Raw genomic sequence first — 20,624 nt, forward strand, 5'->3', positions numbered from 1 at the left:
CCCGAAGGAACCCCTCATGTCACACACCACCCGACGCATCGGCGCCGCGCTCGGCGCCATCGCCCTGACCGGGACGCTGGTGGCCTCGAGCCCCAGCACCGCCGTCCCCACCACCGCGGACCCCGCGCAGGCGACCACCGGCACCGGCACGCAGCGCCACCTGGTCCTCGCCGCCGAGGGCGCCGACGACGCCTCCGTGCGCGCCGCCATCGAGGCCGCGGGGGGTGAGGTGGCCCAGACGAACGAGGCCATCGCCCTCTACACGGTGAACGGACCGGTCGACCTCGCTGCCCGCCTGGCCGGCTCCACGGTCATCGAGGGCACCATGGCCGACAAGGTCATCGGCTACACGCCCGGGAGCGACCTCGCCGACAAGGTCCGCCGCGCCGACGAGGTGGAGAAGGTGCGCTCGCAGCGTCCCGCGCACCCCGCATCGGACCGCGCCCACGAGCGCGCCACCGGCGAGGGGCACGGCAAGGGCAAGGGGAAGGGGAAGGGCAAGCCCCAGCCCGGCCCGGTGCCGGCCGGGGACTCCCTCAGCGACCGCCAGTGGAATATCGACATGATCGACGCCCCCGAGGCCCACCGCACCGCCACCGGCAAGGGCGCACGCGTCGGCGTGATGGACACCGGCGTGGACGGCGACCACCCGGACCTCGCGGCCAACTTCAACGCGGCCCTCTCCCGCAACTTCACCACGGACATCCCCGAGATCGACGGGCCCTGCGAGGAGGCGGACTGCAAGGACGCCAACGACGTCGACGAGGGCGGGCACGGCACCCACGTCGCGAGCACCATCGCCTCGGCGCGCAACGGCCACGGCATCGTGGGCGTGGCCCCCGACGCCGACCTCGTGAACCTGCGCGTGGGCCAGGACAGCGGCTACTTCTTCCTGGAGCCCACGCTGGAGGCCCTCACCTACGCCCCGTCCGCGGGCGTCGACGTGGTGAACATGAGCTACTACATCGACCCGTGGGCGTTCAACTGCCCGAACAACCCCGCCGACAGCCCCGAGGAGCAGGCCGAGCAGCGCTTCACGATCGAGGCCACAAACCGTGCCCTGGGGTACGCGCGGTCGCACGGCGTCACGCTCGTGAGCTCGCTGGGCAACTCCGCCCTGGACCTCGGCAAGGTGACCACCGACGACTCGAGCCCGAACTACCCCGAGGGAGAGGTGCGGGAGCGCGAGATCGACAACTCCTGCCTGGACCTGCCCGTCGAGGGCGACGGCTCCATGGGCGTCTCGGCGGTCGGCCCGTCCGGCCTGAAGTCGTACTACTCGAACTACGGCGTGGCCGAGATCCACGTGGCGGCCCCCGGTGGCGCGTACCGCGACTTCGAGGACGGGTCCATGACCACGACCCCGGAGAACCTGATCCTGGCGGCGGCCCCGAAGGGCGTCCTGGAGGAGTCCGGCGACCTCGACGAGAACGGGATGCCCACCAGCGACTTCGTGGTGCGCGAGGAGCTCGCTGGCGGCGAGGTGGCCTACTACCAGTACATGCAGGGCACTTCGATGGCCTCGCCCCACGTCACCGGCGTGGCCGCGCTGGTGATCGAGGAGAAGGGCCAGCCGGACAACCGGCTCGGCGGCCGCAAGATGCAGCCCAAGCGCGTGGAGGGTGCCATCACGACCTCGGCGCACGAGCGCGACTGCGACGCCGAGGTGTTCTCCTACCCGGGCCTGTCCGACCGCTACACCGCCACCTGTGAGGGCGACGCGGACTTCAACGGCTTCTACGGGCACGGCATCATCAACGCCGCGAGCGCCGTGAGCAAGACCCCGCACAAGCACTGAGCCGGGCCCCCGCCGACGGCGTCACCCGCACGGGTGGCGCCGTCGCGCCGTGTCGAGGGATGGACCGCGGCGAGCGAGGGAGCGTCGCGGGCCGGAACACCTGGACCAATGTGCGTGATGAGAACGATTCCCTTTCGCGTGTATGCTTCCGTCCATGCGAACCATTCTCAAGAACTCGTCCCGTCCTGCCGCCGCCTTCAGCCTCTGCCTCGCCGGAGTCCTGACGCTGAGCGCCTGCGGCCAGGACGAGGACGACGCGACGAAGGAGACCTCCTCCGCGCCCGCCGCATCCGGCGACCAGACCAGCGGGGGTGACGACTCCGTATCCGGCGACGACTCCGCATCGGGTGACGAGGGCAGCTCCGGTGAGGAGGCCGACGCCCCGGTCGAGGCCGCCGGCCCCCAGGCCCGCATCGCCTACACCTACGACGGTGGGGTGCAGGTGCTCGACGCGGAGTCCCTCGAGCCGGTGGGGAAGCCGATGGAGGCCGAAGGGTTCACCCGTTTGAGCGAGGTCGGCGACAACCGCCATCTGGCTTTGAGCGAGGGCAGCGGCTGGGCGATGCTGGACTTGGGCGCCTGGAGTCAGCCGCACGGCGACCACGCCCACAGCTACACGAAGGACCCGCAGCGCACCGAGATCGTCTTCGAGGGCGACCACCCCGGCCACGTCACCCACCACGACGGCCGGGTGCTCCTGTGGGCCGACGGGACCGGCGAGGTGCAGGAGTTCGCGGCCGAGCACCTGTTGGCCGGCGCCACCCCGAAGACCGAGACCTGGAAGGCCCAGCACGCCCACCACGGTGTGGCCGTCCCCACGCACGACGGCGGCATGCTCGTGACGCTGGGCACCGAGGACGAGCGCACCGGCGTGATGGCGCTCGACGGCGACGGCAAGGAGATCGCGCGCAGCGAGGAGTGCCCGGGCATCCACGGCGAGGCCGAGGTGAAGGGGGCCATCACCTTCGGTTGCGAGGACGGCATGCTCGTCTGGCGCGACGGCTCGTTCTCCAAGGTGGACGGCCCCGGGGAGTACTCCCGCATGGGCAACCAGCGCGGGAGCGCCGTCTCCCCGTTCGCCTTCGCCGACCTGAAGGTCGAGAAGGATGCCGAGCACGAGCGCCCCGAGCAGGTGGCCGTGGTCGACACCCGCTCCGGCGAGCTCGAGACCGTCGACCTGGGCACCTCCTACTGGTTCCGCTCGCTGGGCCGCACCCCCGAGGGCAACGGCTTGGTGCTCGGCTACGACGGCGCCCTGCACGAGGTGGACGTGGAGAAGGGCGAGGTCGCGCGCAAGCTCCCGGTCATCAAGACCTGGAGCGAGAACGAGGACTGGCAGAAGCCCGGCCCGAACCTCTTCGTGATGGGGCAGACCGCGTTCGTCACCGAGCCGGCGACCAAGAAGGTGCACCGGATCGACCTGGAGGCGTGGAAGGTCGAGAAGTCCGCCCCGCTGCAGAACGTGCCCAACGAGCTGAGCGGCATCAGCGGTGACGTGCCCGGCGGTGACGAGCAGGGTCACGAGCACGAGGGCGATCACGGCGACGGTGACCACGAGGGCCACGACCACGTGGACGCGAGCCACTCGCACTGAACACGACCCCCAGTGGCCCGACAGCCACGGGGGGCGTACCCTCGTACACATGACCGACATTCCACAGAACACGAACGTCGCTGACGAGTCGGGGGAGACCCTCGGGTCCGCCACCCCGCAACCCGGGAACTCCGCGGAGCGCGACCCGCAGGACTGGGTGACGGGCGAGGAGCCCATGACCGGTGCCCAGCGGAGCTACCTGGACACCCTCGCCCGTGAGGCCGGGGAGGAACTGCCCGCCGATCTCACGAAGGCCGAGGCGTCCGAGCACATCGACCGCCTGCAGGGCTCGAGCGACCGGGTACCCGAGCAGGAGTGAACGAACCGCGCCTCGTCGTCGGTTGAACCGTCCCGGCGGGCGCCTCAGCCGACGGCGCGGAGGAGTTCCTGCACGGCCCGGTCGCCGTACCTCCCACCGAAGAGCAGCGCGTGCACGAGCAGAGGCACCAGTTGGAAGGTGCCCAGCCGCTCGCGCCACCCCTCGGCCAGAGGGAAGTCGTCCTGGTAGGCCGCGAACTCCTGCCGCGCAAAGCCCCCGAAGAGGTGCATCATCGCGATGTCCTCCTCACGATGGCCGTAGTGCGCCGAAGGATCGATCAGCCACGAGCGGCCCTGCCCGTCGACCACCCGGTTCCCGGCCCACAGGTCGCCGTGCACGAGCGTCGGCGGCTCCTCGGGCCCCAGGTGCTCGGGGCCCAGCCGCCCCGCCAGCTCCACCGCGGCGGGGTCCAGGGCGCCCTCGTCCACCGCGCGCCGGGCCAGGGGGAGCACCCGACGCTCCAGCAGGCTCTCGGCCCACGTGGCACAGGGCGTGAGGTCGATCTCGCACGCCCCCAGCCACCCGGCCGGGTCGCCGTCCACCGCCCCGTACCCAGTGACGCCGGCGTCGTCGCCCTCCGCCGGGGCCGCCGGTCGCGTAGTCCGATGCAGGGCAGCGAGCTCGCGCCCGAAGTCACCCTCCGCCGCCGGGCGCCCGCTGCCGGCCCCCGGGACGAGCGTGGTCACCAGCTCAGTCCCTCCGAGGTGCAGCACCCGCGGCACGCGCGCCCCCGCATCGGCCAGGGTTCGCAGCCCGACTGCCTCGAACTCGAGCAACCGGTGCGGCGGGGAGGGGTGGCACTTCACGAAGACGCGTTCGCCGTCGCGCTCCTCGGTGCCGGTGCTGCCGGTGGCCGCGGCGCTCATCGTGCGGCGCGCTCCACGACCTGCCGCCAGCTGCCGTCCCGCACCGCGGCCACCAGGCCCTCGCAGGCCGGTTCGATCTGGTCGTACATCGCGGTGAAGGCCGCAGCGTCCTGCCCGTAGGGGTCGGGGACCGGCTCGGGGTCGGCCGCATCGGCTCCGGGGGCGAAGGCACCCAGGGCCACCACCTTCGCCGCGTCCTGCGGCGTCGGGGCGAGCGCGCGCAGGTCCTCGGCGTTCTGCTCGTCCATGGCCAGCACCAGGTCCGCACCGGCGAAGTCACCAGGCGCGATCTGCCGAGCCACCGTCTCGAAGGTGTAGCCGCGACGCTCCCCCTCCTGGCTGCTCAGGTGGTACGGGTCCTGACCCACGTGCCAGTCGCCGGTCCCGGCGGAGGTGACCGTCACCTCATCGAGGCCGGCCTCCGCGAACTTCCGGCGGAGCACCGCCTCCGCGGCGGGCGAGCGGCAGATGTTCCCCAGGCAGACGCATTCGATGTGCATGACCCCAGTCCACCAGACGCGGCCACGGTCGGCGGGGCGTGGGGCGGGGCACGGTGGGTGAAAGGTCACGATTCCCCCAAGAGACCTTGTGCGGCAGCGCAGCCCGGGGTTACCTGACCGGACCCCCACCCACACCAGGAGGCCCCTCATGTCCCGTTCCACGCACCGCGCCGTCGGCGGCTCCACCCTGGCTCTGGCTCTCTGCGCCACCCTGGCCCTGCCCGCCGGCAGCGCCCCCCTCGAGCGTTCGTCGGGCCCCGCGGCCGCGCCGGCCTCCCCCGCCGCCTCGAGCCTCCAGGGGCAGAGCTGCAACGACAACACCGGCGACACCGGGTCGAACTCCTGGCTCAGCCACGCCGAGCTCGGCGACCGCCTGCACCGCCTCGAGCAGCAGACCCGCGGCACCGTGCAGGTCGACACCATCGGCCAGTCCAACCAGGGCCGGGACGTCTGGTCCGCCCGCGTGGGCCAGGGCGACAAGGTGATCCTGCTGCAGAGCGAGATCCACGGGAACGAGAAGACCGGCACGCACGCCCTGCTCTCGCTGCTGAAGGAGGCCTCGAAGAACAGCCCGCAGGCCAAGCAGCTGCGCGAGCAGGTCACCATCGTGGCCGTCCCGCAGCTGAACCCGGACGCCAGCGAGCTCGACCGCCGCGCCAACGACCGCACCTGGGACGAGGTGGTGGCCGACTTCCCGCAGCTGGCCGGAGCGAACGCGCCGTGGAACTACTACACGCAGCCGCGCCAGGGAGACGACTACGCCTCCCAGCCGGGCTTCGACGTCAACCGCGACTTCCACCCCGACCTGGACTACGTGCCCTCCGCGCAGGACTTCCCCGGCACCTCGGCCGACCCGGGCTGGTACATCCACCCCGAGAGCCAGAACATCCGGGACCTCTACACCGACCTGCAGGCTGAGTTCGGCACGGTGGACACCTTCGTGGACCTGCACCACCAGGGGCCCTGCTACCTGGTGGGCGACACCGGCGAGGAGGTGACGCTCTCGCTCTCCGGCAAGTTCGTCGACATCGAGAACCACACCCAGTACGACAAGGGCTACGACCTGGAGTACTCCAAGCGCCTGAACGTCGCCGCCCTGGACGCCCTCCGGGCCCGGGGCAACTCGCCGTTCGGCAACATCTCCCTCTACAACCAGGAGGTCAACCTGCCGGGCACCGCCCTGGGCTCCTTCGCTCTCAACGGCTCGGGCACCGTCCTCTTCGAGGTTCGGGGCCAGACCCAGTCGTGGGGCGCCAAGAAGAAGGGACAGTTGGTGAAGGCGGTCGAGACCGGTCTGATGGGGATCGTCACCTCCGTGGCGGACGACTCGGTCGACGAGCTCGACCCCACCCGCTACGACGACATCCCGCCGACCACGTACCCGCGTAACTGACGACCACACCGACGTGCGCCCGGGAGGAGTCCCTCCCGGGCGCATTCGTGTGTGTAGGGGGGCCGGGTCCAGCCGCTGGTCCCCCACCTGGCCCGCCGGGCGTGGTGGACTGGGGCGAACGACCCCGGAGGCACCATGAGCAACCCCGACCCGCACCCCACCGAGACCGTCTGTGAGAACGACTCCACCCAACCCGAGCTCCTCGCCCCGCGCGAGGTACCGCTCGGCGGGCCGCGGGCGATGACCGTCCGGCGCACCCTGCCGCAGCGGGCGCTCTCCCTCATCGGCGCCTGGTGCTTCCTGGACCACTACGGGCCCGATGAGGTGACCCCCGCCTCGGGCATGAAGGTTCCCCGGCACCCGCACACGGGGCTCGCAACGGTCTCTTGGCTGTTCGACGGAGCGATCGACCACCTGGACTCCACCGGCGGCGAGGCCCGCATCGAGCCCGGCGACCTGGCGCTCATGACGGCGGGGCGCGGCATCACCCACCAGGAGTTCTCCACCGACGACACGCGCCTGCTGCGGGGCGTCCAGCTCTGGTACGCGCTGCCCGATGCGGAGCGCCACGGCGAGCCCGACCTGCAGACCTACCGGGCGCCCGAGGTGGATCTCGACGGCGGGACGGCGCGGGTGTTCATCGGGTCGCTGGCGGGCTCGACCTCGCCGGTGCGGACGCGGACCGCCGGGCTGGTGGCCGCCGAGATCGTCCTCGATGCGGGGAGCGAGGTGGTGCTGGAGCTCGACCCGGCGTTCGAGTACGGGGTGCTGGCGGACTCGGGCACCCCCGTGGTGTGTGACGAGTCGATGCCGGTGGACCACCTGCGGTACCACGCGCCGGGTCACACGCACCTGGTGCTCGGTGGCGGGCCGGACGGGGCGCGGGTGGTGCTGGTCGGCGGGGTGCCGCTGGGCGAGCAGATCGTCATGTGGTGGAACTTCGTGGGCCGTTCGCACGACGAGGTGGCGGCCTACCGGGCGCGCTACCAGCGGGAAATCGGGGCGGAGGGGGCCGGAGCAGACGGAACCGGCAGCGACGTGGTCGGTGACGGTACGGCGCCGGGCACGGACCCCGCATCGACCCCGGTGGACGGGGTGGACGACGAGGCGGAGCTGTTCGGTCCGTGGCCCGGCGGGACGCCGGACCCCATCCCCGCACCGGTGCTGCCCAACGTGCGCCTGCGCCCGCGCGGGTAGGCGCGGGGCTAGCGGGCCAGGTACCGGCGGCCGGCCGTGGCCAGCCAGAGCGCCCCAGCCAGCCCGACCGCCACCGTCACCAGCACCGATGCGCTGAGCGACGCCCGCTGTGTGAGCGCCACCAACCCCGGAGCCACCACCGTGCCGACGGTAGCCAATGCCATCCAGCGGCCGAGGAACCGCGGCCGCCCGACGGCCGGCGCGAGGATCAGCCCGAGGGTCTTCACGATGCCGGAGCCCGTTCCGCCCGCGAGGCCCAGGACCACGATCGCCGGCCAGAACCCCCCGGGCACCAGCAGCAGCGCGAACCCCGCCGTCAAACCCACCAGGCAGGTCAGAGCCACCGGCAGCGGACCCCATCGGTCCAGGGCGGCACCCGCGGGCAGGAACAGGGCCAGCTCCAGCGCCATCCACACCCCCATGGCGAAGGAGACGCGCGCATCGGGCAGGTGCACCACGCCCGCGGCCCACAGCGGCAGCAGCACCTCCTGGTTGATCCGCAGCACCGAGAGTGCGAGCACCGACAGGCCCACCACCCAGAAGCCCGCCCACACACCGGCCGGGATGCGCGGATGTCCTGCCGGGCGCGACGGGGTGGCCGACGGGACGCTCGATGGGGCGGCCGCCGCTGCGGCCGTTTCTGGCGCGCGCCCGGCCTCGGGCCGGGGCTGGGGCAGGGGGCCATCGGGTTCCGGGGCAACCGGCGCCGGGGCGGTCAGGATGGCCACGCACCCGATCGCCGCGGCCACCGCGAACACCACGAAACCCGCCACCGGGCCGACGGCCAGGATCAGGGCGCCCGCCACGAACGGCCCGGCCAGCCGCCCCACCCGTTGCGAGGCGCCGTAGGTGTTGACCGCCCGCCCGCGGACGGCGGCCGGGATCCACTGCGCCATGAGTTCCTGCCGCGCGACACCCCACACACCGTCGGTCAGGTTGAACACCGCGAGCGCCACCAGGTAGGCGGGCAGCTGCCCCATGTCCGTGGCCACCGCCACCACCAGGGCCGCCACTGCCAGCACGGCTGCTGCGGTGGATCCCACCAACGCGGCCCGCTCACCCCATCGCTCGACGACGGGGCCGGTGGCGGCGGTACCGGCCACCATCACCACCCCGGAGAGGGTCAGGGCGAGCGCGACCTGTCCGGCATCGAGGCCGATGGAGAGCCCGACGAGCACCTGGGCGGGGATGGCCGCGCCGGTGCCCACCGAGTAGAGCGCGCTGGGCAGGTAGAGCGGGCGCATCAGGCGACCGATGACGGCGCGTGCCGAATCAGCGGCCGGACCAGGCGACCGCCCGGCGACGGTGGAGCGGGGGGTGGGGGTGGCGGGCACGGGGCCTCCTTCGCGGGCGTGCCACCAGCCTGCGTGCTGGGGCGGTCACGCACCACCGATGTAGCGTCCCGCTACATGGTTGTCTTCCACCTGCCCGACGCGCGGGTGGCTGACGTGCGCTTCGCCATCAGCCCGTTGGTGGAGACGGCCCTGTCGTTGCGGGTGCTGACCGCGCCCGAGCGGTTCCCCCTGCAGGTGCCGTGGGAGCGCCGGGCTCGGCAGCGCATGGGCGAGGTGGACCTGCCGGTCCTACGGGCGCTGTTGAACCGGCACGGCCACACGCCGGATGCGATCACCCCGGCGCCGCGGACCCTTCACGCGACGGTGGCCCAGGAGTGGGAGTGGCTGCGGGCCACCGATCCGGCCGTGCTGGCGCAGGACATCCGGGCGGTGACCGGGCACGTGGACCCCGCCCTGGGGCGCGGAGCGGCCATGGTGGCGCGGGTCGCCGATGCCCTGGAGGGTTACTGGGAGGCCTGCCTGGCGGCTGACTGGCCCCGCATCCGCACCGTGATGCAGGCCGACCTGGCACACCGCGGGCACGTCATCGCCCGCCGGGGCACGCCGGCTGCGCTGAACGGCCTCAGCCCCACCGTGCACCTGACCGGCGACACGCTCGAGGTGGTGAGCCGCCACGGCATCGACCACGAGGTGGACGTCGGCGACCGGCCCCTGTGGCTCCTGCCCACCCTGTTCAGCACGCGGGCGGCCTACCCGGGGTCGCCCGACCACCCCCCGATGGTGATGTACCCCGCCCGTGGCCAGGGCGGCATGTGGGGTGCTCCGCCGCCGGTGGACGCCGATGCGGTGAGGGCCCTCCTGGGCGGGCCCAGGGCGCGGCTGTTGCGGATGCTCGCCGAGCCCGCATCGACCACCGTGCTGGCAGCTCGGCTGGGGGTCACGGCATCGGCCGTCAACCAGCACCTGCAGGTGATGCGGGCCGCGGGACTGCTGCGTGCCGAGCGGGCCGGGCGGCAGGTGCTCTACGCGCGCACCGAGCTGGGTGAGCGGCTGGCGGGCTGAGGCGGTCGCCGGCCCCAGCGGGTCCCCCGCCCGGCACCTCGCGGTGTTCGGCGCTCCGGTTGCTGGAGGGGAGAAGGGCGCCCGGGGCGGGGGTCACGGCACAGGCAGGGCGAGCCACAGGGCCGCGGCGAGGCAGGCCACGCAGACCGCCCAGAAGAACCCCACCCACAGCGCCCCCGGGATGCCGGTGAGGTCGGCGAGCTGGTCGGCGTCGCTGAGCTCGCGCCGCCCACGCTGCCGGGCGTGCGAGCGGCCCCGCTGCATCGAGACCACCGCCCGCGGCGCCGCCAGCAACAACCCCCACACCGTGAGGTGCGCCGCCGCGGAGAGCACCGGCCCCGGCGCCCACCAGGACAGCGCGGCCACCGTCACCCCGAGCGCCAGCACCACCCACGCGCCGTAGAGGTTGCGGATCAGCAGCAGCATCGCCACGCACAGCGCCACCAGGGCCCACAGCCAGGCCGCGGCGTACCCGGCGCCGAGCACCACCGCCCCGAGCAGCCCCACCAGCGCCGGCGCGGGGTACCCGGCCAGCACCGTGGCCACCATGCCGGGGCCGCGCGGCCGCCCGCGCGAGACCGTGACCCCCGAGGTGTCGCGGTGCAGCGTGATGCCGGAGAGCTTGCGCCCCACCACCAGCGCCACCAGGGCGTGCCCCGCCTCGTGCACCACCGTCACCACGTGCCGCACCAGGTGGTGGCCGGTCGGGCTCCAGGTGATCACGGCGGCCAGCACCGCGAGCCCGACCACCACCACCGGGTGCAGCGGCGGCTGGGTGGCGCTCAGGCGGGTCCAGAGGTCGTCGATCACGGCAGCAGCCTGACACGGGGCGACTGGAGCGGGGCTGGACGGCGCCGCACGGTCGGGCGTTGCGCACCCCTCCGCGCTCCGGCGCCACAACCCCTCCGCACGGCGCCGCACGGAGCTGACACACCGAAGCGGCACCTGACCTACCGAACACGGTGTGTCAGGTGCCGCTTTCCTGTGTCAGCTCCCCAGCGCTCACCCAGCGCCCACCCCCACCGCTGAGCCCCTCAGTCCCCCAGCGCCTTGATGATGGTCACCGCCAACCCCACCCGATGCTGCGCACCCTCACCCCCGTCCTGGGCGGCCCACATCGCGTTCACGGTCTCGCGCACGATCGACCAGTCCCGCACCGCGTCCCACTCCAGCCCCGCGGTCTCGCACAGCACCTCGGCCCGCCGCCGCAACAGGTAGCGGAAGCCCGGCCCGGTGCCCATCTCCTCGGTGCGGTTCCACAGCATCGGCGCCACCTCGAACGCCGGGTGGCCCGCCATCGGCTTGGGGTCGATCGCCACCCAGTCGGTCCCGTCGGACAGCACGTTCTCGTAGTGCAGGTCGGAGTGCACCAGGGCCGCGTCGCAGTCCGGGTCACCCACCAGCTCCTCGATGAGGGAGCGCGCGTGGGTGACCATCCGCGGCGGGAGCGCCGGTCGGCCCCCGTGCGCCCCGACATCGGCCAGCGCGCCCAGCGCCTCGGACTGCCGCCGCGCCCAGTCCGAGAGCCGGGGTGCCTGGGCGAAGGGCCGCACGTGCAGGTCGCGGTACAGCGCGCCGACGATGTGGCAGGCCTCCTCGTCCCACATCTCGGTGAGGTCCTCGGTGGTCAGCCGCTCGAGCAGCAGGGCGCCGCGGGCCGGGTCGGCGCGCAGCAGCTGCACCGCACCGCGTCCGCTCCAGTGCCGCAGGGCCAGGTGCTCGGTGGCCGTCTCCCGATGCGGCCAGCCCACCTTGAGCGCCGCGCCCCGGGACAGGTCCGCCCCGGCCACGGGCACCACCAGCGCGCAGTTGCCGAACCGGCTGGGCCCGTCGGGGCGAAGCTCCCACTGAGCGAGCAGCTCGCCCAGCAGGCCCGGGAGCGCACGGGCCCAGTCCTCCCCGCTCGGACCACCCTCGGGCGGCAGACCCCGGACGTGCTGGACGAACGCGGCAGGCACGAGGTCGGCGGGGGGCGGGCTCACCGCATCGGGACTCAGAACAGGCCACCCACGGAGGCGACCAGACCGCCGGCCAGGAACGCGACCAAGCCAAGGGTGAGCGGGCGGTTGTCCATCTGGTGATCCTCCCCCAGCGCGTGGTGGGTGACGGCGTGCCCCTTGCCGCGCTTCAGCAGGTGGCGGTTCACCGGGTAGGCCGCGGCGAAGGCGATGAGGAAGGCCAGGCCCATGGAGACCCAGAAGAGCCAGTCGTCCAGGAACGCACCCATCGCCCCGGGGATGAGCCACATGACGGCGTTGTCGACGACCTCCATGGTGAGGATGGAGAGGGTGTCGGCGGCCAGCACCAGCGAGATGGCGGCGCCCAGACCGATGCCGGCGCGCACCAGCGGCAGCGCCGAGAGGGAGTAGCCGAAGAGGAAGGCCAGGCCGATCGCCAGGGCGGTGGTGGCCACCATGTGCCAGCCGAGCGCGGTGCCGATGACCAGTCCGGAGATCTCGCCGATGGCGCAGCCGGTCAGGCAGTGCAGGGTGGCGCTGGCGGCCATGCCGGACATGTCGTGGGAGGCGTGGTCGCCGTGCGCGTCGCCGTGGGAGTGGGCCGCGGGTGTGGGGGCGGTGGTCATGTCTGCTCCTCGTCGATGGGTCCATCGTGTCAGCGCATATACCCCTCTGGGGTATTCCGAACCGGCCGTCGGGCGGAACGCTCCGACCGCTGGTGGTCGTCGGTGGGTGGCCCTAGCGTGGAGGGCATCGCCGGCAACTGGCTGGTGCGAGCAGAGGAGTGGGGCATGGACATCGTCTGCATCACCGGGTTGTGGATGCCGGTGGCAATCTGGGAGCCGACGGCCGAACGGCTGCGGGAGAAGGGCCACCAGGTGCACCTCGTGGCGCTGCCCGGCCAGGACGACGGGAACGCCACGGCCACCTTGGACGACCAGCTGGAGGCGGTGTTGAACGCCGTTGACGCCTGCGAGCGCCCGCCACTGGTGGTGGGCCACTCAGCTGCCTGCACCCTGGCGGCGCTGGCGGCGGATCGGCGGCCGGACACCGTGGCGGGCACGGTCCTCATCGGCGGGGTGCCATCCGAGGAGGGCGAGGAGTACGCGGCGTTCTTCGAGCTGGTCGACGGCGTGATGCCGTTCCCGGGGTGGGAGCCGTTCGAGGGGCCGGACTCCGCCGACCTCGACGAGGCCACCAGGGCCGATCTGGCCGCCCGGGCCCTGCCGGTGGCCGGAGGGGTGGCTACCGGGGTCGTGCACTGGAGCGACGAGCGACGCCACCAGGTACCGATGACGCTGGTGTGCCCGGAGTTCACCCCCGACGAGGCGCGCGAGTGGATCGATGTGGGGGACGCACCGGAGCTGGCCGCCCACCAGGCCCTGGAGATGGTGGACATCGACTCCGGCCACTGGCCGATGGTGAGCGCTCCGGAGAAGCTGGCCGAGGTGCTCGACCGGGTGGCACGAAAGGCGGGCTGACCGGCCCCCTCTTGCCCCGGTTAGGGTCGTGCCCACCCACTTCCGGACCACAGGAGGACCCCGTGAGCAACACCCGCGACGTCGAGGCCGGGGTCCACACCGACTTCCGGTCCGAGATGAACTACGGCAGCTACCTGGACCTGGACCGGCTGCTCTCCGCCCAGCACCCGGTGAGCACGCCGCCCCACCACGACGAGATGCTCTTCATCATCCAGCACCAGACCTCCGAGCTGTGGCTGAAGCTGGTGCTGCACGAGATCCGCTCGGCCATGGAGCTGCTGGCCGCCGACGAGATGCGCATGTCACTCAAGCGCATCGCCCGGGTGAAGCACATCCAGAAGACGCTCACCGAGCAGTGGAGCGTCCTGGCCACCCTCACCCCGAGCGAGTACATGGAGTTCCGCGACTACCTGGGCCACGCCAGCGGATTCCAGTCCTGGCAGTACCGCGGGGTGGAGTTCGCGCTGGGCAACAAGAACGCCGCCATGCTGCCGGTGCACGAGGCCGATCCCGAGGCCCACGCACTGCTCACCGAGCTGCTCGAGGCGCCGAGCCTGTATGACGAGTTCATCCGCTGCCTGCACCGCCGCGGCATCGAGATGCCCGCCCACGTGCTGGAGCGGGACGTGACCGTGGCCCACGAGCAGGACGCCGAGCTCACCGCGGTGTTCACCCACATCTACGAGAACGCCAGCGACCACTGGGACGTGTACGAGGCCTGCGAGGAGCTAGTGGACCTGGAGGACAACTTCCAGCTCTGGCGCTTCCGCCACCTCAAGACCGTGCAGCGCGTGATCGGCATGAAGACCGGCACCGGCGGCTCGTCGGGCGTGGGTTTCCTGCAGCGGGCGCTGGACCTGACCTTCTTCCCCGAGCTGTTCGCCGTGCGGACCGAGATCGGCACGGCCTGAGGGGCCGATGGGGTGAGCCCCGCCTCGCGGTGGGGCCACCCGGAGCGCCCACACGGATTCGTGCATGCGCACATGTGCATGCGCATGTGTAGGATGGTTGCATGAGCGCCTTGGAGCACCGGATGCAGCTGCTGCTGGACGAGCGGCGGGTCACCCTGCTGCGCGAGCGTGCCGCGGAGCGCGGGGTGTCCGTCTCGACGGTGGTGCGCGACGCCATCGACGCCTCGTTCGAGGACGACGCCATGACTCGCCGAGCGGAGGCGGCCCGTGAGCTGCTGGCGATCACGGCCGACAACGTGCACCGAGAGCCGCCGGAGGAACCCGACGCCATCGCGAACGTCCGAGATGCCATGGATGACGAGCTGATCGCCAAGGCGGAGCGCTGGTGAGGCCTGCATTCATCGACTCCACCGTTCTCCTCCACGCGGTCGGCGGGGACCACCCCCTGCGCCCCGGGAGCCGGCAGTATCTGGACCTCGCCACGGAAGGCCGCGTCGTTCTCCACGCCAGCGTGGAGGCAGGTCAGGAGTTCCTCTTCCACCGCATGCGCCGCGTCCACACCGTCGACGCAGTTCGGGAGTTCGGCGTCATCGACCGACTGGTCGTCTGGCACCCCTGCGACCAGGAGATCCTGCGCCGCTCCGTCGCCCTGGCCGCATCCGGCACCATCGGCGGCCGAGATGCCGTGCACGCCGCCACCGCGATTGCGGCAGGATTCACCGAGATCGTCTCGGCCGACCGCGACTTCGATAGGGTCCCGGGACTTGTCCGCCGCGACCCGGCGGACCTTCCCGCCTGACCACCGCGGCCGGCCCACCGGCCCGCATCACCCACTGGGGGCTCCATGACCTCGCTGACCACGGCCGATGCCGTCCGCACCCGCGCCGCCGAGCTCGATGCCGCCGACGAGCTGGCGCACCTGCGCGAGCGTTTCGTGCCCATGGACACCTGCGGAACCATGGGCGGTGCGGTGCTGTCCTACCTGGACGGCAACTCGTTGGGCCGCCCGCTGAAGAGCGCCGCGGAGGCGCTCGACCGCATCGTGGCCGACGCGTGGGGGACGCGCCTCATCCGCTCCTGGGACGAGGAGTGGATGGAGCTGCCGATGCGGCTGGGTGACCGGCTGGGCGAGGTGGCCCTCGGTGCGGGCCCGGGACAGGTGGTGGTGGCCGACTCCACCACCGTGATGCTCTACAAGCTGCTGCGTGCCGGGCTGGCCGCGGCGCAGGCCAAGGACCCGGCGCGCCGCGAGATCGTGGTGGACACGGGCAACTTCCCCACCGACCGCTATGTGGCCGAGGGCATCGCCGCCGAGTGCGACGCGGAGCTGGTGTGGATCGACGCCGACCCGGGCACCGGGGTCACCACCGAGCAGGTGCGCGATGCGGTGGGGCCGGCCACCGCGGTGGTGCTGCTGAGCCACGTGGCCTACCGCTCGGCCTGGGTGGCGGACCTGCCGGCAATCACCGAGGTGGTGCACGAGGCCGGCGGGTTGGTCCTGTGGGACCTGTGCCACTCGGCCGGTGTGGTGCCGGTGGACCTGGACGAGCACTCCGTGGACCTGGCCGTGGGCTGCACCTACAAGTACCTCAACGGCGGCCCCGGCGCCCCGGCGTTCGGGTACGTCGCTGCGCGCCACCAGGGGGCCATGACCCAGCCGATCCAGGGGTGGATGGGGCACGCCGAGCCGTTCGTGATGGGGCCGGGCTACCAGCCGTCCCCCGGTATGCGGCGCTTCATCTCCGGCACGCCGCCGGTGCTGGGCATGGTGCCGCTGGGCGAGATGGCCGAGCTCGTGGCCGAGGCGGGGCTGCCCGCCCTGAGCGCGAAGGCCACGGCGCTGACGGAGTTCGCCATCGAGGTGGCCGACGGGCTGCTGGCCCGGCACGGGGTGACCGTGGACTCCCCGCGCGATCCCGCCCGCCGCGGTGGGCACGTGACCCTGGGCCACCCGGCGGCCCGCGAGGTGACCGCCGAGCTGTGGGACCAGGGCGTCATCCCCGACTTCCGCGAGCCCGATGGGGTGCGCCTGGGCATGTCCCCCGCCAGCACCTCCTTCGCCGAGGTGGCCGAGGGGCTGCTGCTGCTGGACGCCGCACTGGAGCGCGCCGGCCGCGGCTGAGGTGGGTCACGGTCCGGCCGCGACTCGCGGGTCAGCGCCGCGTGGCGGAGAAGGCCGCCGCCATCCTCGACCGTTCGCGCTCGCCGATGCCGACCCGCTCGGCCGCGGCCTGCCAGCCCCGCGTGGCCCGCTCGACCTCTGCCCGGACCTGCAGCGCCCGCCCGGGGGAGAGTCGGAAGTACTCGGCGACACCCATTGCCACATCGAGCGACCCTCCATCACCCGGGTCAGCCACATCGGTGGCGAAGTCCTGGGCGAAGGGCGTCGGGTTGAGGTCGAATGCCGGGGACAGCACCCACCCGCCGCCCGTCCTGAGGAACCCGTGGTTGCGCAGGTGGTCATCGGTGTTGTTGATGAGGGCGTTGAACACGAGCCTGCGCCAGAGCTGCTCCAGGTCGGCCGCAGCACGCGGTGAATGCGTCTCGACCACCTCCGCGATCTCCAGGTAGGACGACCGGTCACCATCGGTGGCCTCCAGCATCGTCATGGCACTGACGTACCCGATGCGCTCCTGTCCGACCCTGTCGAACCGCTCGACGAGCAGCACGTCATGGCCGTCGACCGGTACGAGGCGGTGGGCTGGCACGTCGATGCCGGCTGCCGCCGCGAGCCCCAGCGCCACCTCCTCCCACGCCATGACGTTCCAGTCGTCCTGGCCCAGGGCCGGGAACTTCGCGATGCCGATCGCCCCGCCGGGCAGCAGGACGTGCGCCTTCGGCCGTGCCCCACCGAGGGACGACCCGGCACGCACCAGCCGTCGCAGGTCTCCCAGAGTGGCCTCATCAGCCATCACCCTGTCCGCCAGCCCCAGGAGGGGGCCCAGCTCGGTCAGGGCGGGAACCCCCTCATCGGGCTGGGCAAGGAAGACTCCGTCGCCGGACGGGTCCCGGAACCGCAGTGCCCCCTGACGCAGGTCGTCGCGCACCCCCAGCAGGAAGTCCCCCTCGGACGGCTGGCGAGGGGTTGCACCGGTGGCGCGCGCGGACTCGGCGAGAGTGCGCCGCACGAGAGTGCGCCCCCACCGGTCCGGCGCACTGTCGGCGAACGCGCCGAACAGCTTCTGCTCCGTGTGGAAGGAACCCGCACCCAACGGAAGCGCCGGGTCGATGGCGTAGGCACCCGGCATCGCGAGGTACGCAGGATCGTAGGTGAACGAGGCACTCTCGCTTGCGCGCCCACGGTGCAGGTGCAGAGTGCCCACCCGCGTCTCGGGGGCGAGCCACACCTCGATGCCGGTCATCGCCGCCTCCGGGCGCGGGGCGCGTCGAGCAGCTCCTCCGCCCGCAGGCGCCCCACGTCGCTGGCCAACGGGTCGACCGCCGCCACCCAGCTGTCCATGACGCCCAGGGCGCGGGCCACGCGCAGCACGTGCTCGAGGGATGCACCGTCACCCGCCTCGATCCGGCGGAGCGTGCTCGTGGACACCCCTGCCCGATCGGCCACCACCTCGAGGGTGAGTCCGTGCAACCGGCGCCACCCGCGCAGGTGGTCACCGACGGAGGTGAGGGCGCGGGTGACGGGCCGCGGGGTGGGTGAGGCCATGTGCCCATCCTAACGCGTATCGGTCAGATCTGAACGTTTTGGGTGGATTTTCGTTCATATCTGAACGACTGCTCAGCCCGTCGGTGGCTGGAACATGCTCGCGTAGAGCTCCAGCCAGGCCGCCTGCACGTGGTGCCAGTGCGGCGAGGTCGGGTCCACGAGGTCGGCGTGGTGGGCGCCGGGGACGATGCGGGCCGGCGCCGGGAAGTCCTCCGAGTGCGCCGCCGGGACGGTCGCGTCCTCGGACCCGTGCACGAGCAGCACGTGGTCGCGCCCCGCATCGGGCCACAGCCGGCGCGGGTCCAGGCGGGCCCAGGTGTCCCGGTCCTCCTGCGGCGCGGACCCCACCCAGTCGTGCGCGGCGCCGAAGCCGAGGTGCTCGTCCGCGGCGCGGGCCAGGTCGTTGACCCCCGCCAGTGAGAGCACGCCCACGTGCGGGCGATCCGGCTGCAGCCCACGCAACATCGCCAGGTGCCCACCGGCGGAATGCCCCACCCAGATCGACGGGACGGGCGCGTCGTACCAGCCACCCGCGGCCAGCTGGTCGTCGACGGCGAGCAGGTCGTCCAGCGCAGCCTGCGGGTTGCCGGGCTCGCGGCGGTACTCCGGCAGCGCCACGACGAAGCCGTGGTCGGCCAGCATGTGGGCCGCGGCGCGCAGGTGGGTGCGGTCGATGGTGGGGCGCCAGAACCCGCCGTGCACGAGCACGGTGACTGGGCGCACCCCATCGGGACGGCCACCGAAGGTCTCGATGATGACCCCGTCGCTGCCGATGTCCTCGCCCGGCGATGGCGCCTCGTCCACCAGGCGGGCGATGGCGGCCTCCTCGGCGCGGGCGGCGCGCAGGACCGGCAGCACGTTCTCGGCGAGCATCGGGGCGATCAGAGCGGGGTCGATCGCGGCAGCGAGTTCCTCGGGATCGACCGGCAGCCAGCGCATCTCGTCGATCTCCGCCGCCGGGCGCGGCTCCCCCTCGGGCCGCGCGTGGAACACCGTGCTCTGCAGGACGCGACCGGGCTCGTTCGCAGTGGGACCCATGAACGCGCCGAGCAGCTGCATCGATGCGGGGTCAACCCGCAGACCGAGCTCCTCACCCAGCTCGCGGGCGCCGGTCTGCGCCGGGGACTCCCCCGGCTCCGGCTTGCCGCCGGGCAGCATGAACCGCTCGGTGCCGCGCTTGCGCACGGTCAGGACGCGCCCCGCATCGTCCTGCACCGCCACCCCGGTGACGACGATGGGCGGCTGGTCGGCGGGCGTCGCGGTCATGTCCGCGAGGGTATCGGCGGGGCTCAGTAACCGGTGCGGCCGTCGACGACCTCGCGCAACAGGTCCGCGTGCCCCAGGTGACGCGCGTACTCCTCGATGAGGTGGGCGTAGACCCAGCGCAGGTTCACCTGCTGTCCGTGGCGGCGGCCGGCGAGGGGGGCGTCGAGGTCGGTGACGGCGGCGCACCACGCGCGGGCGCGCTCCACCGCATCGGAGAAGGCGGCCACGTCCTGCACGGCGGTGTCGGCGCCCGCATCGAGGAAGTCACCCTCCGGCGCGTCGGGGGTGGAGTAGACGTCGGGCACCTCGGCGCCGGCGACGACCTCGCCGCACCAGTAGAGCTCCACCTCGGTGAGGTGCCGGACGATGCCCGCGAGGGAGAGCGTGGACGGCGGGACGGCGCGCGCCGCCAGCTGCTCACCGGTGAGGCCACCCACCTTGAGCGGCAGGGTCTGGCGGTAGAGCTCCACCCACCACTCGAGGTTCTCGCGATCGCCGGCCAAGAAGGCCTGGTCCGGGCGGGTGTCGGGCGGGTCGGGCGTGGTGGCGGGCTGGGGCGCGGCGGTCATGGCCCGAGGCTCGCCGGGGTGGCGCGCGGGGTCAAGCGGATTTCACGGGGCGTGGGTGATGCCGTGCACGGCGGTGGCGACGGTGCGGGCGGCCAGGGTGTCGACCACCTCGGCGGGCGCGCTGCGCAGCGGGCCGGCGACGACCAGCATCGAGAAGCCGTGGACGGCCGACCAGCAGGGGGCCTCGGCACCCTCGCGGAGCGCGGCGGCCAGGGAGCCGTCGGCGACCATGCGGTCCAGGGCGTCACCGAGGTGCAGGTAGGGGGTGAGGCCCGCGTCGTCGGCGGCGCGGGGGTCGGCGGCGAGCTCGAGGCCCATCGGCTCGGTGAAGGCGGTGCGGAACAGGCCGGGCTCGGCGCGGGCGGCCTCGATGTAGGTGCGCCCGACCGCGGTGAGGTGTGCGGCCCCATCGGCCTGCGCGGGGAGGGCGGCGCGGGCGGCGGCCATCGCGCGGGCCATGGCGGCCTGTGCGTGGAAGGTGACCTCCTGCACCAGGGCTGCGCGGTCGGCGAAGTGGCGGTAGGCGGCGTTGGTGCTCACGCCGACATGGCGGGTGAGCGCCCGCATCGTCAGTGCCTCCGGCCCCTTCTCGCGGGCGACCGCCACGGCCTGCTCGATGAGGGCGGCGCGCAGGTCGCCGTGGTGGTAGCCCTCGCGCGGGGTCGGGGTGGCCGGCGTCTCGGTGGGCTCAGGCGGGGGGCTTGGCACGGAACTCCTCGATGTGTACGGTGAACACATCCTACATGTGGAC

Annotated in this window: 22 protein-coding genes; 11 read left to right on the plus strand and 11 right to left on the minus strand. The window is 72.8% G+C overall.

The annotated features are described in order from the left end of the window. The first annotated feature begins 16 nt into the window (after positions 1-16). The 3 genes from ACEY2A_RS08490 to ACEY2A_RS08500 all read left to right on the plus strand — a co-directional run bounded on the left by ACEY2A_RS08490 (position 17) and on the right by ACEY2A_RS08500 (position 3,711). The gene (locus tag ACEY2A_RS08490) at positions 17-1,798 is read left to right on the plus strand and encodes a S8 family serine peptidase (protein ID WP_374928170.1); all 1,782 of its coding nucleotides are present in this window, start codon (positions 17-19) and stop codon (positions 1,796-1,798) included. A gap of 154 nt (positions 1,799-1,952) precedes the next feature. Beyond that, the gene (locus ACEY2A_RS08495) at positions 1,953-3,392 is read left to right on the plus strand and encodes a hypothetical protein (protein ID WP_374928171.1); all 1,440 of its coding nucleotides are present in this window, start codon (positions 1,953-1,955) and stop codon (positions 3,390-3,392) included. Positions 3,393-3,441: 49 nt separating this feature from the next. After that, positions 3,442-3,711: a DUF3072 domain-containing protein gene (locus ACEY2A_RS08500; RefSeq protein WP_204159976.1), complete on the plus strand. Its 270-nt coding sequence runs from the start codon at positions 3,442-3,444 to the stop codon at positions 3,709-3,711. 44 nt (positions 3,712-3,755) lie between these two features. Here ACEY2A_RS08500 and ACEY2A_RS08505 read toward each other — a convergent pair whose 3' ends face one another. Both ACEY2A_RS08505 and ACEY2A_RS08510 read right to left on the minus strand, forming a co-directional pair. Then, positions 3,756-4,577, minus strand: coding sequence for a fructosamine kinase family protein (locus ACEY2A_RS08505; protein ID WP_374928172.1), 822 nt, complete (start codon positions 4,575-4,577; stop codon positions 3,756-3,758). Next, on the minus strand, positions 4,574-5,077 hold the full coding sequence (locus tag ACEY2A_RS08510; RefSeq protein ID WP_374928173.1) for a low molecular weight protein-tyrosine-phosphatase: 504 nt from the start codon (positions 5,075-5,077) through the stop codon (positions 4,574-4,576). The genes ACEY2A_RS08505 and ACEY2A_RS08510 overlap by 4 nt, the downstream gene beginning before the upstream one ends. Positions 5,078-5,225: 148 nt before the next feature. On the opposite strand from ACEY2A_RS08510, the gene ACEY2A_RS08515 reads away from it, so the two are divergent. Together ACEY2A_RS08515 and ACEY2A_RS08520 are read left to right on the plus strand one after the other, a co-directional pair. Next, a complete protein-coding gene (locus ACEY2A_RS08515) occupies positions 5,226-6,470 on the plus strand; it encodes a M14 family zinc carboxypeptidase (protein ID WP_374928174.1) in 1,245 nt (414 codons plus the stop codon). Positions 6,471-6,605: 135 nt separating this feature from the next. Beyond that, positions 6,606-7,667 carry a pirin family protein gene (locus ACEY2A_RS08520; protein ID WP_374928175.1) on the plus strand — a complete coding sequence of 354 codons (1,062 nt, stop codon included), beginning with the start codon at positions 6,606-6,608 and terminating at the stop codon, positions 7,665-7,667. An 8-nt stretch (positions 7,668-7,675) separates the two neighbouring features. Here the strand turns inward: ACEY2A_RS08520 and ACEY2A_RS08525 are convergent, their stop codons facing one another. Further along, the gene (locus tag ACEY2A_RS08525; protein ID WP_374928176.1) at positions 7,676-9,001 is read right to left on the minus strand and encodes an MFS transporter; all 1,326 of its coding nucleotides are present in this window, start codon (positions 8,999-9,001) and stop codon (positions 7,676-7,678) included. Between the two features lie 75 nt (positions 9,002-9,076). Here ACEY2A_RS08525 and ACEY2A_RS08530 point away from each other — a divergent pair, with 75 nt between their 5' ends. Then, positions 9,077-10,024 (plus strand): DUF5937 family protein, encoded by a 948-nt coding sequence (locus ACEY2A_RS08530; RefSeq protein WP_374928177.1) that lies wholly within the window; start codon positions 9,077-9,079, stop codon positions 10,022-10,024. 93 nt (positions 10,025-10,117) lie between these two features. Here ACEY2A_RS08530 and ACEY2A_RS08535 read toward each other — a convergent pair whose 3' ends face one another. The 3 genes from ACEY2A_RS08535 to ACEY2A_RS08545 form a co-directional block, all read right to left on the minus strand. Next, complete coding sequence (locus tag ACEY2A_RS08535) at positions 10,118-10,834, minus strand: M50 family metallopeptidase (protein WP_374928178.1); 717 nt, start codon at positions 10,832-10,834, stop codon at positions 10,118-10,120. 224 nt (positions 10,835-11,058) lie between these two features. Then, complete coding sequence (locus ACEY2A_RS08540) at positions 11,059-12,006, minus strand: aminoglycoside phosphotransferase family protein (RefSeq protein ID WP_374928179.1); 948 nt, start codon at positions 12,004-12,006, stop codon at positions 11,059-11,061. Positions 12,007-12,017: 11 nt separating this feature from the next. Next, entirely contained in the window at positions 12,018-12,608 is a 591-nt protein-coding gene (locus tag ACEY2A_RS08545) for a DUF4396 domain-containing protein (RefSeq protein WP_374928180.1), read from the minus strand. A 117-nt stretch (positions 12,609-12,725) separates the two neighbouring features. On the opposite strand from ACEY2A_RS08545, the gene ACEY2A_RS08550 reads away from it, so the two are divergent. The 5 genes from ACEY2A_RS08550 to ACEY2A_RS08570 all read left to right on the plus strand — a co-directional run bounded on the left by ACEY2A_RS08550 (position 12,726) and on the right by ACEY2A_RS08570 (position 16,496). Beyond that, positions 12,726-13,463 (plus strand): alpha/beta fold hydrolase, encoded by a 738-nt coding sequence (locus ACEY2A_RS08550; RefSeq protein ID WP_374928181.1) that lies wholly within the window; start codon positions 12,726-12,728, stop codon positions 13,461-13,463. A 62-nt stretch (positions 13,464-13,525) separates the two neighbouring features. Further along, positions 13,526-14,374: a tryptophan 2,3-dioxygenase gene (gene kynA, locus ACEY2A_RS08555; protein WP_374928182.1), complete on the plus strand. Its 849-nt coding sequence runs from the start codon at positions 13,526-13,528 to the stop codon at positions 14,372-14,374. A 101-nt stretch (positions 14,375-14,475) separates the two neighbouring features. Then, positions 14,476-14,763, plus strand: a complete 288-nt coding sequence (locus ACEY2A_RS08560) for a hypothetical protein (protein ID WP_374928183.1) — start codon at positions 14,476-14,478, stop codon at positions 14,761-14,763. After that, positions 14,760-15,173, plus strand: coding sequence for a type II toxin-antitoxin system VapC family toxin (locus tag ACEY2A_RS08565; protein WP_374928184.1), 414 nt, complete (start codon positions 14,760-14,762; stop codon positions 15,171-15,173). Before ACEY2A_RS08560 ends, ACEY2A_RS08565 begins: the two co-directional genes overlap by 4 nt. 45 nt (positions 15,174-15,218) lie before the next feature. Next, positions 15,219-16,496, plus strand: coding sequence for a kynureninase (locus tag ACEY2A_RS08570; RefSeq protein ID WP_374928185.1), 1,278 nt, complete (start codon positions 15,219-15,221; stop codon positions 16,494-16,496). Positions 16,497-16,527: 31 nt separating this feature from the next. Here the strand turns inward: ACEY2A_RS08570 and ACEY2A_RS08575 are convergent, their stop codons facing one another. The 5 genes from ACEY2A_RS08575 to ACEY2A_RS08595 all read right to left on the minus strand — a co-directional run bounded on the left by ACEY2A_RS08575 (position 16,528) and on the right by ACEY2A_RS08595 (position 20,581). After that, on the minus strand, positions 16,528-17,736 hold the full coding sequence (locus ACEY2A_RS08575; RefSeq protein WP_374928186.1) for a type II toxin-antitoxin system HipA family toxin: 1,209 nt from the start codon (positions 17,734-17,736) through the stop codon (positions 16,528-16,530). Beyond that, positions 17,733-18,038 carry a helix-turn-helix domain-containing protein gene (locus ACEY2A_RS08580; protein ID WP_374928187.1) on the minus strand — a complete coding sequence of 102 codons (306 nt, stop codon included), beginning with the start codon at positions 18,036-18,038 and terminating at the stop codon, positions 17,733-17,735. The genes ACEY2A_RS08575 and ACEY2A_RS08580 overlap by 4 nt, the downstream gene beginning before the upstream one ends. Positions 18,039-18,110: 72 nt before the next feature. After that, positions 18,111-19,304: an NUDIX domain-containing protein gene (locus ACEY2A_RS08585; RefSeq protein WP_374928188.1), complete on the minus strand. Its 1,194-nt coding sequence runs from the start codon at positions 19,302-19,304 to the stop codon at positions 18,111-18,113. Positions 19,305-19,327: 23 nt separating this feature from the next. Beyond that, complete coding sequence (locus ACEY2A_RS08590; protein WP_374928189.1) at positions 19,328-19,873, minus strand: DinB family protein; 546 nt, start codon at positions 19,871-19,873, stop codon at positions 19,328-19,330. A gap of 42 nt (positions 19,874-19,915) precedes the next feature. Next, positions 19,916-20,581, minus strand: coding sequence for a TetR/AcrR family transcriptional regulator (locus ACEY2A_RS08595; protein WP_374928190.1), 666 nt, complete (start codon positions 20,579-20,581; stop codon positions 19,916-19,918). Between the last annotated feature and the right edge of the window lie 43 nt (positions 20,582-20,624).

Origin of the sequence: Kytococcus sedentarius (genome assembly GCF_041937525.1) — a bacterium.
Taxonomy (GTDB): Bacteria; Actinomycetota; Actinomycetes; order Actinomycetales; family Dermatophilaceae; genus Kytococcus; species Kytococcus sedentarius_A.

What these genes read in the sequence shown, in the direction of transcription:
- ACEY2A_RS08490 (WP_374928170.1), top strand. Translation starts at nt 17, where the DNA reads ATGTCACACACCACCCGACGCATCGGCGCCGCGCTCGGCGCCATCGCC.
- ACEY2A_RS08495 (WP_374928171.1), top strand. Translation starts at nt 1,953, where the DNA reads ATGCGAACCATTCTCAAGAACTCGTCCCGTCCTGCCGCCGCCTTCAGC.
- ACEY2A_RS08500 (WP_204159976.1), top strand. Translation starts at nt 3,442, where the DNA reads ATGACCGACATTCCACAGAACACGAACGTCGCTGACGAGTCGGGGGAG.
- ACEY2A_RS08505 (WP_374928172.1), bottom strand. Translation starts at nt 4,577, where the DNA reads ATGAGCGCCGCGGCCACCGGCAGCACCGGCACCGAGGAGCGCGACGGC.
- ACEY2A_RS08510 (WP_374928173.1), bottom strand. Translation starts at nt 5,077, where the DNA reads ATGCACATCGAATGCGTCTGCCTGGGGAACATCTGCCGCTCGCCCGCC.
- ACEY2A_RS08515 (WP_374928174.1), top strand. Translation starts at nt 5,226, where the DNA reads ATGTCCCGTTCCACGCACCGCGCCGTCGGCGGCTCCACCCTGGCTCTG.
- ACEY2A_RS08520 (WP_374928175.1), top strand. Translation starts at nt 6,606, where the DNA reads ATGAGCAACCCCGACCCGCACCCCACCGAGACCGTCTGTGAGAACGAC.
- ACEY2A_RS08530 (WP_374928177.1), top strand. Translation starts at nt 9,077, where the DNA reads ATGGTTGTCTTCCACCTGCCCGACGCGCGGGTGGCTGACGTGCGCTTC.
- ACEY2A_RS08545 (WP_374928180.1), bottom strand. Translation starts at nt 12,608, where the DNA reads ATGACCACCGCCCCCACACCCGCGGCCCACTCCCACGGCGACGCGCAC.
- ACEY2A_RS08560 (WP_374928183.1), top strand. Translation starts at nt 14,476, where the DNA reads ATGAGCGCCTTGGAGCACCGGATGCAGCTGCTGCTGGACGAGCGGCGG.
- ACEY2A_RS08570 (WP_374928185.1), top strand. Translation starts at nt 15,219, where the DNA reads ATGACCTCGCTGACCACGGCCGATGCCGTCCGCACCCGCGCCGCCGAG.
- ACEY2A_RS08575 (WP_374928186.1), bottom strand. Translation starts at nt 17,736, where the DNA reads ATGACCGGCATCGAGGTGTGGCTCGCCCCCGAGACGCGGGTGGGCACT.
- ACEY2A_RS08580 (WP_374928187.1), bottom strand. Translation starts at nt 18,038, where the DNA reads ATGGCCTCACCCACCCCGCGGCCCGTCACCCGCGCCCTCACCTCCGTC.
- ACEY2A_RS08585 (WP_374928188.1), bottom strand. Translation starts at nt 19,304, where the DNA reads ATGACCGCGACGCCCGCCGACCAGCCGCCCATCGTCGTCACCGGGGTG.
- ACEY2A_RS08590 (WP_374928189.1), bottom strand. Translation starts at nt 19,873, where the DNA reads ATGACCGCCGCGCCCCAGCCCGCCACCACGCCCGACCCGCCCGACACC.